This is a genomic window from Xylophilus rhododendri (assembly GCF_009906855.1).
GTDB lineage: Bacteria > Pseudomonadota > Gammaproteobacteria > Burkholderiales > Burkholderiaceae_C > Xylophilus > Xylophilus rhododendri.
On sequence record NZ_CP047650.1, the window covers coordinates 1,361,908 to 1,375,760 of the forward strand.

15 protein-coding genes are annotated in these 13,853 nt (G+C 67.7%); 11 read left to right on the forward strand and 4 right to left on the reverse strand.

The features are described 5' to 3' along the window. Positions 1-16: 16 nt before the first annotated feature. Positions 17-628, reverse strand: a complete 612-nt coding sequence (locus GT347_RS06100) for a PEP-CTERM sorting domain-containing protein (RefSeq protein WP_160551115.1) — start codon at positions 626-628, stop codon at positions 17-19. Between the two features lie 108 nt (positions 629-736). Between GT347_RS06100 and GT347_RS06105 the strand changes: the two genes are divergently transcribed. From GT347_RS06105 to GT347_RS06135, 8 genes are all read left to right on the forward strand, one after another. Continuing rightward, entirely contained in the window at positions 737-1,591 is an 855-nt protein-coding gene (locus tag GT347_RS06105) for a 3',5'-nucleoside bisphosphate phosphatase (RefSeq protein WP_160551116.1), read from the forward strand. After that, positions 1,588-2,202: a DMT family transporter gene (locus tag GT347_RS06110; protein WP_326830385.1), complete on the forward strand. Its 615-nt coding sequence runs from the start codon at positions 1,588-1,590 to the stop codon at positions 2,200-2,202. The genes GT347_RS06105 and GT347_RS06110 overlap by 4 nt, the downstream gene beginning before the upstream one ends. Beyond that, the gene (locus GT347_RS27915) at positions 2,184-2,471 is read left to right on the forward strand and encodes a hypothetical protein (protein WP_326830386.1); all 288 of its coding nucleotides are present in this window, start codon (positions 2,184-2,186) and stop codon (positions 2,469-2,471) included. The genes GT347_RS06110 and GT347_RS27915 overlap by 19 nt, the downstream gene beginning before the upstream one ends. 21 nt (positions 2,472-2,492) lie before the next feature. Then, positions 2,493-3,134 carry an L-threonylcarbamoyladenylate synthase gene (locus tag GT347_RS06115; protein WP_160551117.1) on the forward strand — a complete coding sequence of 214 codons (642 nt, stop codon included), beginning with the start codon at positions 2,493-2,495 and terminating at the stop codon, positions 3,132-3,134. A gap of 13 nt (positions 3,135-3,147) precedes the next feature. Then, on the forward strand, positions 3,148-3,819 hold the full coding sequence (locus tag GT347_RS06120) for a site-2 protease family protein (RefSeq protein WP_160551118.1): 672 nt from the start codon (positions 3,148-3,150) through the stop codon (positions 3,817-3,819). A gap of 33 nt (positions 3,820-3,852) precedes the next feature. Next, on the forward strand, positions 3,853-5,157 hold the full coding sequence (locus GT347_RS06125) for a tryptophan--tRNA ligase (protein WP_160551119.1): 1,305 nt from the start codon (positions 3,853-3,855) through the stop codon (positions 5,155-5,157). A 109-nt stretch (positions 5,158-5,266) separates the two neighbouring features. Then, positions 5,267-5,494: a hypothetical protein gene (locus tag GT347_RS06130; protein ID WP_160551120.1), complete on the forward strand. Its 228-nt coding sequence runs from the start codon at positions 5,267-5,269 to the stop codon at positions 5,492-5,494. Positions 5,495-5,514: 20 nt separating this feature from the next. Next, positions 5,515-5,757, forward strand: a complete 243-nt coding sequence (locus tag GT347_RS06135; RefSeq protein ID WP_160551121.1) for a hypothetical protein — start codon at positions 5,515-5,517, stop codon at positions 5,755-5,757. A gap of 26 nt (positions 5,758-5,783) precedes the next feature. Here GT347_RS06135 and GT347_RS06140 read toward each other — a convergent pair whose 3' ends face one another. The 3 genes from GT347_RS06140 to GT347_RS06150 form a co-directional block, all read right to left on the reverse strand. Further along, positions 5,784-6,749, reverse strand: a complete 966-nt coding sequence (locus GT347_RS06140; protein WP_160551122.1) for a 3-hydroxyacyl-CoA dehydrogenase — start codon at positions 6,747-6,749, stop codon at positions 5,784-5,786. 118 nt (positions 6,750-6,867) lie between these two features. Next, positions 6,868-7,287 carry a hypothetical protein gene (locus GT347_RS06145; RefSeq protein WP_160551123.1) on the reverse strand — a complete coding sequence of 140 codons (420 nt, stop codon included), beginning with the start codon at positions 7,285-7,287 and terminating at the stop codon, positions 6,868-6,870. Positions 7,288-7,303: 16 nt separating this feature from the next. Further along, positions 7,304-11,140: a prealbumin-like fold domain-containing protein gene (locus tag GT347_RS06150; RefSeq protein ID WP_160551124.1), complete on the reverse strand. Its 3,837-nt coding sequence runs from the start codon at positions 11,138-11,140 to the stop codon at positions 7,304-7,306. 285 nt (positions 11,141-11,425) lie between these two features. Between GT347_RS06150 and GT347_RS06155 the strand changes: the two genes are divergently transcribed. From GT347_RS06155 to GT347_RS06165, 3 genes are all read left to right on the forward strand, one after another. Next, entirely contained in the window at positions 11,426-12,325 is a 900-nt protein-coding gene (locus GT347_RS06155) for a helix-turn-helix domain-containing protein (RefSeq protein WP_229722736.1), read from the forward strand. Between the two features lie 166 nt (positions 12,326-12,491). Beyond that, positions 12,492-13,466, forward strand: a complete 975-nt coding sequence (locus GT347_RS06160) for a Bug family tripartite tricarboxylate transporter substrate binding protein (protein ID WP_160551125.1) — start codon at positions 12,492-12,494, stop codon at positions 13,464-13,466. Between the two features lie 64 nt (positions 13,467-13,530). Continuing rightward, positions 13,531-13,848, forward strand: a complete 318-nt coding sequence (locus GT347_RS06165; RefSeq protein ID WP_160551126.1) for an NIPSNAP family protein — start codon at positions 13,531-13,533, stop codon at positions 13,846-13,848. Positions 13,849-13,853 lie beyond the last annotated feature (5 nt).

The window sequence follows — 13,853 nt, forward strand, 5'->3', positions numbered from 1 at the left end:
GCGTTGCCCGTGCTGGTCATACCAGCAAGGCCGGGGCTGCAAAACCCGGCCTATTTGAAGGTTTGGCCCGTTTCATCCGCCTGCAGACCATACACAGCAGACCGAGACCGGCACTCAGCATGGCATAACTTTCCGCTTCGGGTACTGCAGCCACCGGAGTCAAGGTCAGGAGCGCCGTGCTGCCCATGGCGATATTCAACTCGCTGAGGCTCACGGTCAGCGTATTCCCGACCGTGGCGATGTCGCTGGAATCGAGGAACGAGGACGAAGTCAAATGATAGGTACCCGGGAAGTCTTGGGAGAGGTCGGTAATAACATAGGAACTTCCAGCAGTCGGCTCCCAACTCTGAATGATCAAAATTTCGATGGTGGAATCATCAATGGTTACGTTTTCATAGCCCGACGCAAATAGGGTTCCACCGGAGACTATTGTCCGGTCACCAAGATCCACATCCCCGTTAGTGCGATAAGTTACGTTAACCATATCCCCAAAATACCGGCATGCACGTTCACCGCGACCAGGAAACACAAGCCCGCAAACACATTCAAACATTTCCTTTTCGACATGATTCACTCCAAATTGATGTTGACTGGAAATACCCGATGAAAAGCACATCTGAATTTTCATAACGCGGATTCCCGGCCTCAATAGCCCAGACGAGCTTTCAAAGCACTCACACTCCCGTAATTACCCAGGGGACCGTGCGATCGCGCCAATAGCGCCTAAAATGCCCCGGTGCCCACCTTCCAGAACGCCGACCTGCATTGCCACTCCGTCGTGTCCGACGGCACCCTCACGCCCGAAGCCCTGGCGGTGCGGGCCAAGGCCAACGGGGTGGAACTCTGGGCGCTGACGGACCATGACGAGATCGGCGGGCAGCAGCGGGCTGCCGCTGCGGCCAAGGCGGCGGGGCTGCCTTATCTGACCGGCGTGGAGATCTCGGTCACCTTCGCCGGCGAGACGGTGCACATCGTCGGCCTGGGTTTCGACGCAGAGGACCCGGCCATGGTGCAGGGCCTGGCCGACACCCGCGGCGGCCGCGAGAAACGCGCGCGGGAGATGAGCGATCAACTGGCCAAGGTCGGCATCAAGGACGCTTACGAAGGCGCGCTGCGCTACGTGGGCAATCCGGAGCTGATCTCGCGCACGCACTTCGCGCGCTATCTGGTCGAAGCCGGCTACTGCAAGGACACGCCCGAGGTGTTCCGCAAATACCTCACCGACCACAAGCCGGGCTTCGTGCCGCACCGCTGGGCCACGCTGGCCGATGCGGTGGGCTGGATCACCGGCGCGGGCGGTGTGGCGGTGATTGCGCATCCGGGCCGCTACGCCTTCTCGCCCAACGCCGAGTTCGCGCTCTTCAGCGAATTCAAGCAGCACGGCGGCCGCGGCGTGGAGGTGGTGACCGGCAGCCACACGCCGCCGGAATACGCCGTCTATGCCGACATGGCGCGTGAGTTCGGCCTGGCCGCCTCGCGCGGCAGCGATTTCCACAGCCCCGACGAATCCCATACCGACCTGGGCCAGCTGCCCTATCTGTCCGCCGATCTGCCACGGGTGTGGGATCTGCTGGCCGATCGCATCCGGTGAGTCCGGCGCTGGCGGGCATCGCCTGCGTGGTCGCCGCCACCGCCTGCTTCGCCACGCTCGACAGCAGCGTGAAATACATGGGCGCGAGCCTGCCCCTGATCACCATCGTGTGGACGCGTTATGCGGTGCAGGCCATGGTGGTCAGCGCCGCGCTGCTGCCGACCCGCGGGCTGGCATCGCTGCGCACGGCGCATCCCCGCTTTCAGCTGCTGCGCGGCGTGCTGCTGGTGTCGACCAGCGTGCTGGGCTTCTTCAGCCTGCGCCACATGCCGGTGGGCGAGTTCACGGCGGTGGTGATGGTGACGCCGCTGGCCATCACGGTGCTGGCGGCCGTGGTGCTGCGTGAGCGCGTTTCGGCGCTGCGCTGGGGGCTGGTGGCACTGGGTTTCTCCGGCACGCTGGTGGTGCTGCGCCCCGGCAGCGAAGCCTTCCAGTGGGCCACGCTGCTGCCGCTGGCGCTGGTGGCCTGCAATGCCTGGTTCCAGGTGCTGACGAGCCGGCTGGCGCGCACCGAGGATCCGGCTGCGATGCAGTTCTACGGCGGCTGGGTGGGCACGCTGGCCGTCTCCCTGCTGCTGCCCTGGGCTGGCAGATGCCGGGCGACTGGCTGACCGGCGCCAAGCTCGTCGGCATGGGGCTGGCCGGCACGGTGGGCCACTACCTGCTGACCCTCGCCTACCGCCGCGCGCCGGCCGCCACCCTCACGCCCTATCTGTACGCGCAGATCGGCTTTGCGATGTGCGCCGGCTTCCTGCTGTTCGGCCATGTGCCGGATGCGCTGGCGCTGAGCGGCATCCTGATCATCGCCCTGTCGAGCGCGCTCGGCGCCTGGCTGACGGTGCGCGAGAGCCGCATAGTCGTGCAGCCAGCAGAGGCTTGAGGGCCGGGCAACAATCGGCGCATGGCCCAATATTTCGAACTACATCCCGACAATCCTCAGCCGCGCCTGATCAAGCAGGCCGTGGCCCTGCTGCAGCGCGGCGGCGTCGCTGCCATCCCCACCGACTCCAGCTACGCGCTGGCCTGCCGGCTCGACGACCGCGATGCGGTCGAGCTGATGCGGCGCATCCGCCAGATCGACGAGAAGCACCACCTCACCCTGCTCTGCCGCGACCTGAGCGAGCTCTCCAGCTATGCCAAGGTGGACAACCGCCAGTACCGCCTGCTGAAGGCCGCCACGCCCGGCGCCTACACCTTCCTGCTGGAAGCGACCAAGGAAGTGCCGCGCCGCGTCAGCCATCCCCAGCGCAAGACCATCGGCCTGCGGGTGCCCGACCACCGGGTGCTGCAGGCGCTGCTGGAGGAGCACGGCGCGCCGCTGCTGGCCACCACCTTCATTCCGGCCGGCGAGGACGAGCCGATCAACGATCCCGGCGAGATCCGCGCGCGCTATGAAAAGGTGCTGGCCGCCGTGGTCGATGCCGGCGCCTGCAATCTGCAGCCGACCACCGTGGTCGACCTGACGCCGATGGACGGCGGCGACGATCCGGTGGTGATCCGTGAAGGCCGGGGCAGCCTGGAAACCCTGGGCCTCGCGGGCTGACACAATCGCATCGGTGGAAACCTCGCAACTCATACAGACCGTCCTGGTCAACGCCCTGCCGCTGCTCTTCGCGATCACGGTGCACGAAGCCGCCCATGGCTTCGCCGCCCGGCGCTTCGGCGACGACACCGCCTATCGCATGGGCCGGCTCACACTCAACCCGCTGCGCCATATCGACCCGGTCGGCACGGTGCTGATGCCCGCGCTGATGTTCTTCGCCACCTCGGGCTCCTTCGCCTTCGGTTATGCCAAGCCGGTGCCGGTGAACTTCGACCGGCTGCGCAATCCCCGGCGCGACATGGTGCTGGTGGCGCTGGCCGGGCCGGCCTCCAATTTCATCCAGGCCTTTCTCTGGGCGGCCCTGCTCATCGTGCTGCTGGGCGCGGGTGTGCAGGAGCGCTTCTTCCTGCAGATGGCCCAGTCGGGCATCCGCTGGAACCTGGTGATGTGGGCCTTCAACCTGTTTCCGCTGCCGCCGCTCGATGGCGGCCGGGTGCTGGCCGGCCTGCTGCCGCCGCGCGCCGCGCGGGTGCTGGACCGCATCGAGCCCTACGGCTTCTTCATCGTGATGGGCCTGGTGGTGGCCGGCGTGGTGGCATCGCTGTGGATGCTGCCGCTGATCGGCCTGGGCGAGCTGGTGCTGAAGTGGCTGCTGACGCCGGTCGTCACGCTGATGCGTTTCTAAAATTCCCTTTTCCTCCTGTCGATACCGTCTTCCATGAGCATCCAACGCGTCCTCACCGGCATCACCCCCACCGGCACGCCCCATCTGGGCAACTACGTCGGCGCCATCCGCCCCGCCATCGCGGCCAGCCGGGAGCCGGGTGTCGAGAGTTTCTACTTCCTGGCCGACTACCACGCGCTGATCAAGTGCGACGAGCCGGCGCGCATCCAGCGCTCCACGCTGGAGATCGCCGCCACCTGGGTGGCCGCCGGCCTGGATCCGGAACGGGTGACCTTCTACCGCCAGTCCGACATCCCCGAGATCCCCGAACTGAACTGGATGCTGGGCTGCGTCACCGGCAAGGGCCTGCTCAACCGCGCCCATGCCTACAAGGCGCAGGTCGACAAGAACACCGCCGCCGGCGCCGAGCCGGATGCCGAAGTGAGCGTGGGCCTGTTCAACTACCCGGTGCTGATGGCCGCGGACATCCTGATGTTCAAGGCCCACAAGGTGCCGGTGGGCCGTGACCAAGTGCAGCACATCGAAATGGCGCGCGACATCGCCAGCAGCTTCAACCACCTCTACGGCGAACACCTGGTTCTGCCCGAGGCGGTGATCGAGGCCTCGGTCGCCACCCTGCCCGGCCTCGACGGCCGCAAGATGAGCAAGAGCTACGACAACACCATCCCGCTGTTCCTGCCGCGCGATGAACTCAAGCGCCGCATCGGCAGCATCGTGACCGACTCGCGTGCGCCGGGACAGGCCAAGGACACCGAGGGCTCGGCCCTGTTCCAGATCTTCCAGGCCTTCGCCTCGGCCGAAGAAACCGACGGTCTGCGCCAGGCCTATGCCGACGGTATCGCCTGGGGCGATGCCAAGCAGAAGCTGTTCGAGCGCATCGACCGGGAAGTGGCGCCGATGCGCGACAACTACCAGTCGCTGATCGACAACCCCGCCCGGCTCGAAGACCTGCTGCAGGCCGGGGCTGCCAAGGCACGCCGCATCGCCACGCCGCTGATCGCCGAACTGCGCCATGCCGTCGGCCTGCGCCGGCTGTCGGCGGCGAGCACGCCCCAGGCACAGCAGAAGAGCGCGCGCGCCGCCCTGCCGAGCTTCAAGCAATACCGCGAGGCCGATGGCCAGTTCCGCTTCAAGCTGCAGGACGCCAAGGGCCAGTTGCTGCTGCAGAGCCGGGGCTTCGCCGCACCGCGCGATGCCGCCCAGGCCATGACGGCCCTGCAGGCACCGGCGGCCGACCTGGCCGCGCTGCTGGCCGATGCAGCGGACACCGGGTTCACGCCGGACGAGTCCGCTATCGCCCAGGCGCTTGCATTGCTGGCCGCCGCGCGCGATAGCTGACCCCAGGCTGCGCAGCCGCCTACAAGCCGAAGGCGGCGCGCGCTGACGCGGCCCGGCAGAACCGCACGCCACACTGGGGAATCGTCAGCGAATCCCCAGGAGACATGCCATGAGTGAACCCCGCCAGCCCGCCAACACCCAGAATCCGACCGAAGAAGCCGTGCGCGCCGGTGAAGTCACTGGCGGCAACCGGGGCAAACTGTCGGGCCGGGACGACGACCAGCGCCGTGCCGTGGCTCAGGAAAACCCTTTGACCGAAGGCAGCCGCCAGGGCCGCGAACGCTACAAGCAGAGCCTGGACAGCGAGTTACCGTCGGATGCCGACAAAGCCGTTTAAGGCACGTAGGCGAACACCCCATGGAATCGGCGCAATGTCCTGCAACTTTCCCAATGCCGGCGCGCTCCAATCGCGTCAACGCCGGTAAGGAGCCCGCCATGCGCCGACCGATACACAAAGCTTTCATCGTCTTTTCCGTCACGGTGCTTGTTGCACTGTCGGCGGCGGCAGCGGTCTTGCTGCCGGACCAGGCCGCGGATGCGACCGATCTGGGCATCGTCCAGATCGACGAGCTGTTCGGCGCCGGCACCTTCGAGCCCTGAGGGCCAGGCGCCTTCGAACTCCGCGCTTATTTCTCGGTCTGCTTCTGGCGGAACTGGGCCATCGCCATCAGCTGAGCGTCACGCCACTGCACACGCTGCTCCCATTGCTCCAGGGGCAGCAGCGCGCGGCGCTCCGCAGCCACCTTCTCCACCAACTCAGGCGTCCACGGATCGTTCTGGCCGCGCTGCGCGCCCATGCGTTCGTAGGCCGGGCCCATCTTGGCGGCATGCGATTCGATGCCGCCCCGGGTGTTGAGGTCCACCGTCTCGAAGGGGCCGATGAAACTCCAGCGCAGGCCCAGGCCGTCGCGCATCACGGTGTCGATGTCTTCCACGCTGGCGACGCCGTCGCGCACCAGGCAGTAGGCCTCGCGCAGCACGGCGCCCTGCAGCCGGTTGAACAGAAAGCCTTCGATCTCCTTGTTCACCACCACCGGTTTCATGCCCAGCGACACGAAGATGGCGCGGCAGCGCTCGACGACTGACGGCTCGGTGAATGCGGCCGGCACCAGCTCGATCACCGGAATCAGGTAGGGAGGGTTGCCGGGATGCGCCACCATGCAGCGCCCGCGTCCGGCCAGGCCATCGCAGTAGGCCGATGCGGGCAGCGCCGACGATGCGCTGCACAGCACGGCATCGGCCGGCGCAGCCGCATCGAGCGCGGCGAACACCGCCTTCTTGACCTCCAGCTTCTCCGGCGCGCATTCGATCGCCAGGGCGACACCCGCAGCCGCCGACTCCACCGTCTCCACAGCCTGGACGCGGGCCAGCAGGGCCGGTGTGGCTTCCTGCAGCAAGCCATGGCGGGCCAGCATCTCGCAGCGTTCGCGCAGTTCGGCCGGCAGTGCCTGGCGTCGTTCGGCGGAAGGATCCTGCACCCGGACCTGCCAGCCCGCACGCGCGAAGACCAGGGCGAAAGCAAGGCCGATGCTGCCGCCGCCGATGATGGCGGCGGTGGTGGCGTTCGGAGTCGAAGAGAGAACTGAAGTCATGGCAAGGCCGGCAGGGGAGAAGCTTGAAATTATCCCCATGCCGCTGCCACGACCTGCCCCGCCGATCCGCGCCAAGAAAATCAGTCCGCACGACAGGAGGTTGTGGCTCCCCGGCTCCTCACAAGGTACCGACCGATGGCTCGAACTGCTTGCCGCCTCGGCCGGCGCGGACATTGCTGTGGGCGGGTGCAGACGGCGAGGCCACGGCACTGAGCGCGGCCGGCCCGGTCCGGCTCGAAGCGCGCAGCAGCAGGCGGATCTCGGCCAGCAGATGGGCCTCGTGGCGTGTCATCCGCAGCTCTTCGTTCTCGCTCCACTGGGCCTGCTGCTTGCGGGCCCACAGCTTGTCGCGCTGCGAGCGTTCGCGGTGCTGCAGGACCTGCTCGGCAAAGCCGATTTCCACCGCATCCAGCAAGGGCGCCAGCCAGCGCCTGACCATCGGGCCGGGCATGGCGCACCACCACAGCACGGTCGCCAGCGCGGCGCCGGCCAGAAAAATCGCAAGGGCGAGCAAGACGAGATACCAGACAGTGTTCATGGCGGCTTCCTTCCTATCAATCGATCAACACCCGGTACAGCACGCTTCCGCTGCTGCCGGGCTGCAGGCTGCCGGTGAACCCCCATTGCAGCGGCCCGTGTCCGCCGCTGCCCTGGCTGGCCGCGCAATCGGCCGCCAAGGCGCTGGCGGGCGTGGTCTTGGCGCAGGCCGAGAGCTCGGCCGGTGTGCTGTCGGCCTGGGCGCTCACGAAGCTGGTGTAGGCCGGGGTGGCATCGTGGATGACCAGGTTGCCGATCGGGGATGCGGCGATGTTGCTGTAGGTGATGCGGTACTCCAGGGTCTCCCCCGGCCTGGCCTGGTTGGCGACCGCGAAGCCCGTGCCCTGGGACACATTGCGCACCTCCTTGCGCAGGTTCAGGGCATTGCCCGAGACCGACGTCAGGTCCTCCACCTGGTAGCTGGCCGACAGGGCGGAGGCGCTGTTGCTGTACGAGAAGAAAGCCTGCACCTGGGCGGTGTTGTGGCTGCCCGGTAGCGCCTGCACCGGTACCGACTCCTGCACCACGATGCAGATCGACTGGCCGGCCTCCAGGCGCTGATCGACCGCGGGCGGGTACAGCCGCACGCCCGCCGGCTGAACGCTGCCGCTGCATGCGGGGTCCGAATAAATGAGTTCGCTCCAGCCGCTCTGCGGCGGTGAAGACGTGGAGCGGCTGACGGAAAACTGCACGCTCCCCGCCGTCGCCGCCTTGAAGAGATGGCCATAGGTGACCGTGCTGCCCGGCGTGCCGTTCTTCAAGCCGCTCAGCAGGAAGCTGTTGGGTGGAACGCTGCCGAAGTCGAGCGCCGACATGGCGGGCTGCTGGCTGCCCGGCCAGGTGAAGGCGATGCGGTCCGTCGTCGCATCGCGGGTGTAGGTGAAGGCGGTTCCCGCCACCGCCACGGCGGAGCCGGCCGCCAGGGGACTGCCGGCCGCCGAAGCCCCGGTGGACTGGCGGCCGAACACCTTGGCGGCATCCACGCACAGGCCTGCGCCTGCCGCCAGGTCCGCCGGCAGGCGCAGGCGGTAGAAGCCGCCGCCATCGCTCGTGCTGCGGTCGTGCACCAGGCCGTTGCAATCGCTCAGCACCACACCCAGGCCGGCCATGCCGGCCTCCTGGCCGTTGGCCACGCCGTCGTTGGCGGTACCGCCCGCCGAGCCGACGTCATTGAAAAGCCGGCCGGCGATCCCGACCAGGCTGGACCGGGCGGTATTGGTGAACACGCAGCCGATGTCCGCACCGGGCAGCAGCTGCGCAGCCGCTATGGTCAGCATATTGCCGTACAGGCTGCCGAACACCGCCGGATTGCCGGTGGTGGCGGCATTGGCGTCGCGGCACTCGCCGCCGGTGGGGACGAAATCCGTGAAGCTCGTCTCGGTCAGGGTGACCGCGCTGCCGGTGTCGAGCACGGCGATGGCGGCCGGCGCCGCCGGCGTCGGTTCGCCCACGGCCATGGTGACGGTGCCGGGCGGCGTCGCCGCCAGATTGGTCTGCTCGAAACTGAAGGGGCCGCCGACGCCGCCGACGGTGCGCACCTGCAGGCGCAGCTGCGGCTGCGGCCGCACCGCCAGGCTCGCTGCCGCCGCGATGGTGGTCGGCTGGCCCAGCGGCGCGGTGACGGCGCCCGCCGGCAGGATGTTGGTATAGCTGCCGACCGCGGCGGCCGTGACGGGAACCGTCACGGTGCAGCTGCCGGCCGCCGCAATGCCGCCGGCGCTCAGGCGCAGGCTGCTGCCGTCCGGCAGGTCCACCACGCCGCTGCCGCAAGTGGTGCCGGGCACGGCGCCGGGGGCATTGACCAGGCCGGCCGGGTAATGGTCGGTGAAGCCCAAGCCCTCCATGGGCTGGTCGGCCATGGTGTTGCTCAGCGTGATGGTGAGCAGGCTCCGGGCGCCCGGCACGAGCGCCGCGGGTGTGAACGTCTTCCGGACGACCGGCTCGGGCGCCACCACGATGGTCGTGACCATCGAGCATGCCGGACTGATGCAAGAGGCTGGCGATGCGCCGGACCTGGCCGCCCGCAGGGTGGGCGATGGCGCCGGGGGCGGCTCGCCGCCCTCCGGATCCACCGTGGCGGTATTGGTCAGCGGTGTGCCGACGGGGGCGTCCGGCGCCCGCACCTGCATGGTGAAGAACCGGGTCTGGCCCTGCGCGATACCGGAGGGCAGGACGAGGATGCAGCGCAGGCTTTCGCCCAGGCGGCTGGGCAAGGCGCCGCAATCGACGCTGCTGACACCGGCCAGCGGCGCCACGGCGAAGGCTTGGCCGATGGGCGGCAGATTGTCGCGGACGACGATGGTGGTGCCGCTGGTCAGGGCGCCCTGGTTGGTCACCTTCACGAGGTAACTCAACTCCTGGCCAGCCGGTACGGTGTCCGGCCCTTCCTTCTGCGCGCCCAGATTCGTACGTGCGGTATTGGTGAAGGTGCACAGGATGTCGGCGTCGTAGGCCATGGCCGTGGCGGGGATGGTGGCCGTGCTGCCGACCAGGGTCGCGAGGTTGCCGGTGCCATTGCCGCTGGCCGCCGCGTTGCGGTCTGTGCAGGACATCGCCACCGGATAAATGGGCCAGCCCACCGGCACTTTTTGCAGGACGGTGACGCTGCGCCCCGCCATGCCCCGGTGAACATAGGTCGACGTGGCGACCACGTTGGCGGCGGTCACATCGACCACGACCTCGACAGGCGAAGCCGCATCGGTCAGCGTGAACTTGAACGTGCCCGTGCCATTGGTGGCGAGTTCGGCCAGCGTGACGGTCGGCTCCTTGCGTGCGGTGTTGGTGAAGGTGCAGACGATGCGCGCCTGCACGGCCATGGTGGAGGCCGGCAGCGTGGCGGTATCCCCGACGAGGTTCGCCAGATTGCCGCTGCCGTTGCCGCTGGCCGCGCCGTTCGTGTCGATGCAGGCCACCGATGTCGGATTCGCCAGCCAGTTGGCGGGCGCTCGGGCTTCGCGGATCGTGGCGGCGACACCCACCAAGCCCTGATGGACGGTGGAAGAAGCCACCGCGACATCCGCGACGGCGGTGGTCACCGAATCGGTATCCGGCGACAAACGCGTCAGGCCGAAATCGAATTTGCCGGCACCGCCCCTGGTGAGCTTGCCGAGCGCGACCGTGGGCGGGTTCAGCGCGGTGTTGGTGAAGGTGCAGAGGATGCGGGCATCGTCCAGCATGGCCGCCGCGGGAATCGTGGCGGTGTTGCCCGACAGGACCGCCAGGTTGCCGCTGCTGTTGCCGTTCGCGGCCGCGTTCGAATCGATGCAGGAGACCGAGGCCGGGTTGGCCGGCCAGCCCCGCGGCACGCTGGATTGCTGGATCCTCGCGGCGACGCGGGCGGTGCCGGTGAAGACGCTTGGCGAATCCACCGCCAATCCGGCCTCAGTCACCGTGATCGTGGTGGATGCCGCGCTGGCAGCGCTGAGCAGGAAGCCGAAACTTCCCACGCCGTTGGTCGCCAGCTCGCGCAGGCGGATGACCGGCGGCTCGGGCGGCGGCAGGATGACGATGGTGTAGGTGCTGCGAAACCAGGAGCCGTAATAGGCATGGGCGATGAAGGTGAAGGTGTAACTGCCGGCGGTCGTCGGCGTGCCTTTCAATTCAATACCGTCGGCCCTGCCCTGCTTTTGGCCCCATAAGGCCAGACCGGGCGGCAGCGTGCCGGATTCGAATTTCCAATCCATGGGGCCGCCACCCTCGCTTGCCTTGCCGTAGTTATTCTTCATCCAGAAGAAGTAGGCCTGGCCGACCCGGCCATCGGGCGGTGCGCCGGTTTTCCAGCCCACCGCGTCATTGACCACCGCGAAGCCCTCCGAAGGAAGCAGCAGCGGGGCTGCCAACAGGATGGCGGCCAACGCGCGGCACGCCTTCAGGCTTCGCCAGCCCCTTTCGATAATGCCCAGCACCATTACTCCTTCACGATATTGGTATATCGCACAACGAAACCTGCAATACCAGAAAGCGAAACAGCCCGGCCGACTCTTTAGCCTTTTGGGACTATGGGCTCGATATTCGAAGCGGCGGAGTTTATGGCAGGCCCGATAAGGCACAAGGGCCGCGATTCACATGTTTCCTTTATCTCTTTTCATTTCTCTCGACACCAATTGACACTTGACCGAGCGCAGCGTCAGACTGCATGCGTGCCAATAACGCCTTCGCTTGCCTTCCCCGTCTTCAATACCTCCGACTTCGGCGGAGGCGACGGGGCCTTCTATTTCGACCTGGTGCGCCTGGAAGACCGGCCGGACATCCCGCGCAGCTTTCCCCACCGCCACGACTACTACCACCTGCTATGGATGAGCGAGGCGGCCGGCACCCACCTGCTGGATTTCGAGCGTTACCCGGCGCGCGCCAACAGCGTGTTCTTCGTCTCGCCGGGCCAGCTGCATGCCTGGGAATCCGCGATACGGCCGTGCGGCTTCGTCATCAACTTCAGCGCGGACTTCTTCGTGCAGATGTTCCCGCGCGCCGACGACATCGCCCAGCTGCCCTTCTTCCACATCGCCTCGACCGCGCCGGTGCTGCACCTGAGCCAGGCCCAGCACGACGAACTGCGCCCCCTGCTGCTGGAGATGGAGCGTGAATTCCAGAGCGATGCCGAAGCCCGCATGGACATCGTGCGCGCCTACCTGCTGGTGCTGCTGACCCGGCTGCGCCGCATCCATCCGCGCCGGTCGGGCGAAGGCGCCACACCGCTCAACCATTCGCTGACCCAGCGCTTCACCCTGCTGATCGACCAGCACTACCTGGAGTTCGCCCGGCTCGGCGACTACACCAGCCGGCTGCACACCACCGAGCGCCAGCTCAACGAAGCCGTCAAACGCACGCTGGGCAAGACGGCCGGCCAGCTGATCCAGGAGCGCCTGGTGCTGGAGGCCAAGCGCCTGCTCGGCAACACCGCGATGAGCGTGGCCGAGATCGCCTTCCAGCTCGGCTTCGAGGACCAAGCCTACTTCAGCCGCTTCTTCAAGAAGCAGGCCGGCGTGACGCCGGGCGAGTTCAAGAAGCGCTTCGGCGCCGAGGCCCCGATCGCGGCCTAGGAGCCGCCCGGGCTCCTAGCGAAAACCCCAGGCCGGCCGCGCGAAAACGTGCAACAGAAGCTCGTTTAAGTCCTAACGCCCCCAGGGGGCGCCTGCCTACAGTGTGTCTTTCGACGAACACACGCCGGGCGCGGCCGATGGCGCCCCGCCGGGCAGGAGACAAGACGTGAATCCAGCCAAGAGGGCCAGCGCCCTGGCGCTAGCCTGCGCCCTGACTTTTCCGGCCTTCGGCCAGACGGCGGCAAGTTATCCCGACCGCCCGATCCGCATCGTCGTGCCTTTCGCCGCCGGCGGCGCCACCGACGTGATCGCGCGGGTGGTCGGCCAGAAGCTCTCCACCCAGCTCGGCCAGCCGGTGGTGGTGGAGAACAAGGCCGGCGCCAACGGCAACATCGGCGCGGTCACGGTGGCGCGCGCCGCGCCGGACGGCTACACCATCCTGATGGCCACCTCCAGCCATGCGATCAACGCCACGCTCTACCGCAAGCTCGACTACAGCCTGACACGCGACCTCACGGCGCTGTCCAACCTGGCCTCGGTGCCGCTGGTGCTGGTGGTCAACCCCGAGGTGCCGGCGCGAACGGTGGCCGAGTTCGTGGCCTATGCCAAGGCCCAGGGCGACAAACTCAATTTCGGCTCCGGCGGCAACGGCACCGCCGCCCACCTGGCCGGCGAGCAGTTCAACACCCTCACCGGCACCCGGCTGCAGCATGTGGCCTACAAGGGCGGTGCGCTGGCGCAGACCGACCTGATGGGCGGCCAGATCCAGGCCATGTTCGCCAACCTGCCCGAGGTGCTGTCGCAGGTCCAGGCCGGCAAGCTGGTACCGCTGGCCGTCACCGGCAACAGCCGCCGGGCCAATCTGCCCAAGGTGCCGACCTTCGCCGAGGCCGGTGTGGCCCAGATGGACCTGCGTTCCTGGTTCGGCCTGTTCGCCCCGGCCGCCACGCCCGCGCCCGTCGTCGCCAGGCTCTCGGCCGCCCTGGCCCAGTCGGTGGCAGACGGCGCGGTGCAGGCACGGCTGAAGGAGCTGGGCGCCGACCCGATCGGCGACACCCACGAAGCCTTCCAGAAGTTCGTGGCGCTCGACGTGCCGCGCTGGGGCGCGCTGGTGGAGCGCTCGGGCGCCACGGCCGACTGACATTCCGTTCCCGTCTCCCGCCTCTCCCAACTCCCAACTCCCAACTCCCGATACCGAGGAACCCGTGCTCTACGACGTCCGTACCTACACCTGCCGCCCCGGCACCATCAAGCGCCATCTCGCCCTCTATGCCGAGCACGGCTACGACACCCAGCGCCGCCACCTCGGCGAGCCGGCCGTCTACCTGCAGACGGAGACCGGCAACGTCAACAGCTATCTGCACATCTGGGTCTTCGCCGACGCGGCCGACCGCAGCGCCCGCCGCGCCGCCCTGCAGGCCGATCCGGCCTGGGGCGAGTACCTCAAGAAGAGCGCCGACGCCGCCTTCCTGGTCGCGCAGCAGAACCAGCTGATGGTGCACACGCCCTTCTTCCAGCGCTGAACGCC

What these genes read in the sequence shown, in the direction of transcription:
- GT347_RS06100 (WP_160551115.1), bottom strand. Translation starts at nt 628, where the DNA reads ATGAAAATTCAGATGTGCTTTTCATCGGGTATTTCCAGTCAACATCAA.
- GT347_RS27915 (WP_326830386.1), top strand. Translation starts at nt 2,184, where the DNA reads ATGCCGGGCGACTGGCTGACCGGCGCCAAGCTCGTCGGCATGGGGCTG.
- GT347_RS06115 (WP_160551117.1), top strand. Translation starts at nt 2,493, where the DNA reads ATGGCCCAATATTTCGAACTACATCCCGACAATCCTCAGCCGCGCCTG.
- GT347_RS06125 (WP_160551119.1), top strand. Translation starts at nt 3,853, where the DNA reads ATGAGCATCCAACGCGTCCTCACCGGCATCACCCCCACCGGCACGCCC.
- GT347_RS06130 (WP_160551120.1), top strand. Translation starts at nt 5,267, where the DNA reads ATGAGTGAACCCCGCCAGCCCGCCAACACCCAGAATCCGACCGAAGAA.
- GT347_RS06135 (WP_160551121.1), top strand. Translation starts at nt 5,515, where the DNA reads ATGGAATCGGCGCAATGTCCTGCAACTTTCCCAATGCCGGCGCGCTCC.
- GT347_RS06140 (WP_160551122.1), bottom strand. Translation starts at nt 6,749, where the DNA reads ATGACTTCAGTTCTCTCTTCGACTCCGAACGCCACCACCGCCGCCATC.
- GT347_RS06145 (WP_160551123.1), bottom strand. Translation starts at nt 7,287, where the DNA reads ATGAACACTGTCTGGTATCTCGTCTTGCTCGCCCTTGCGATTTTTCTG.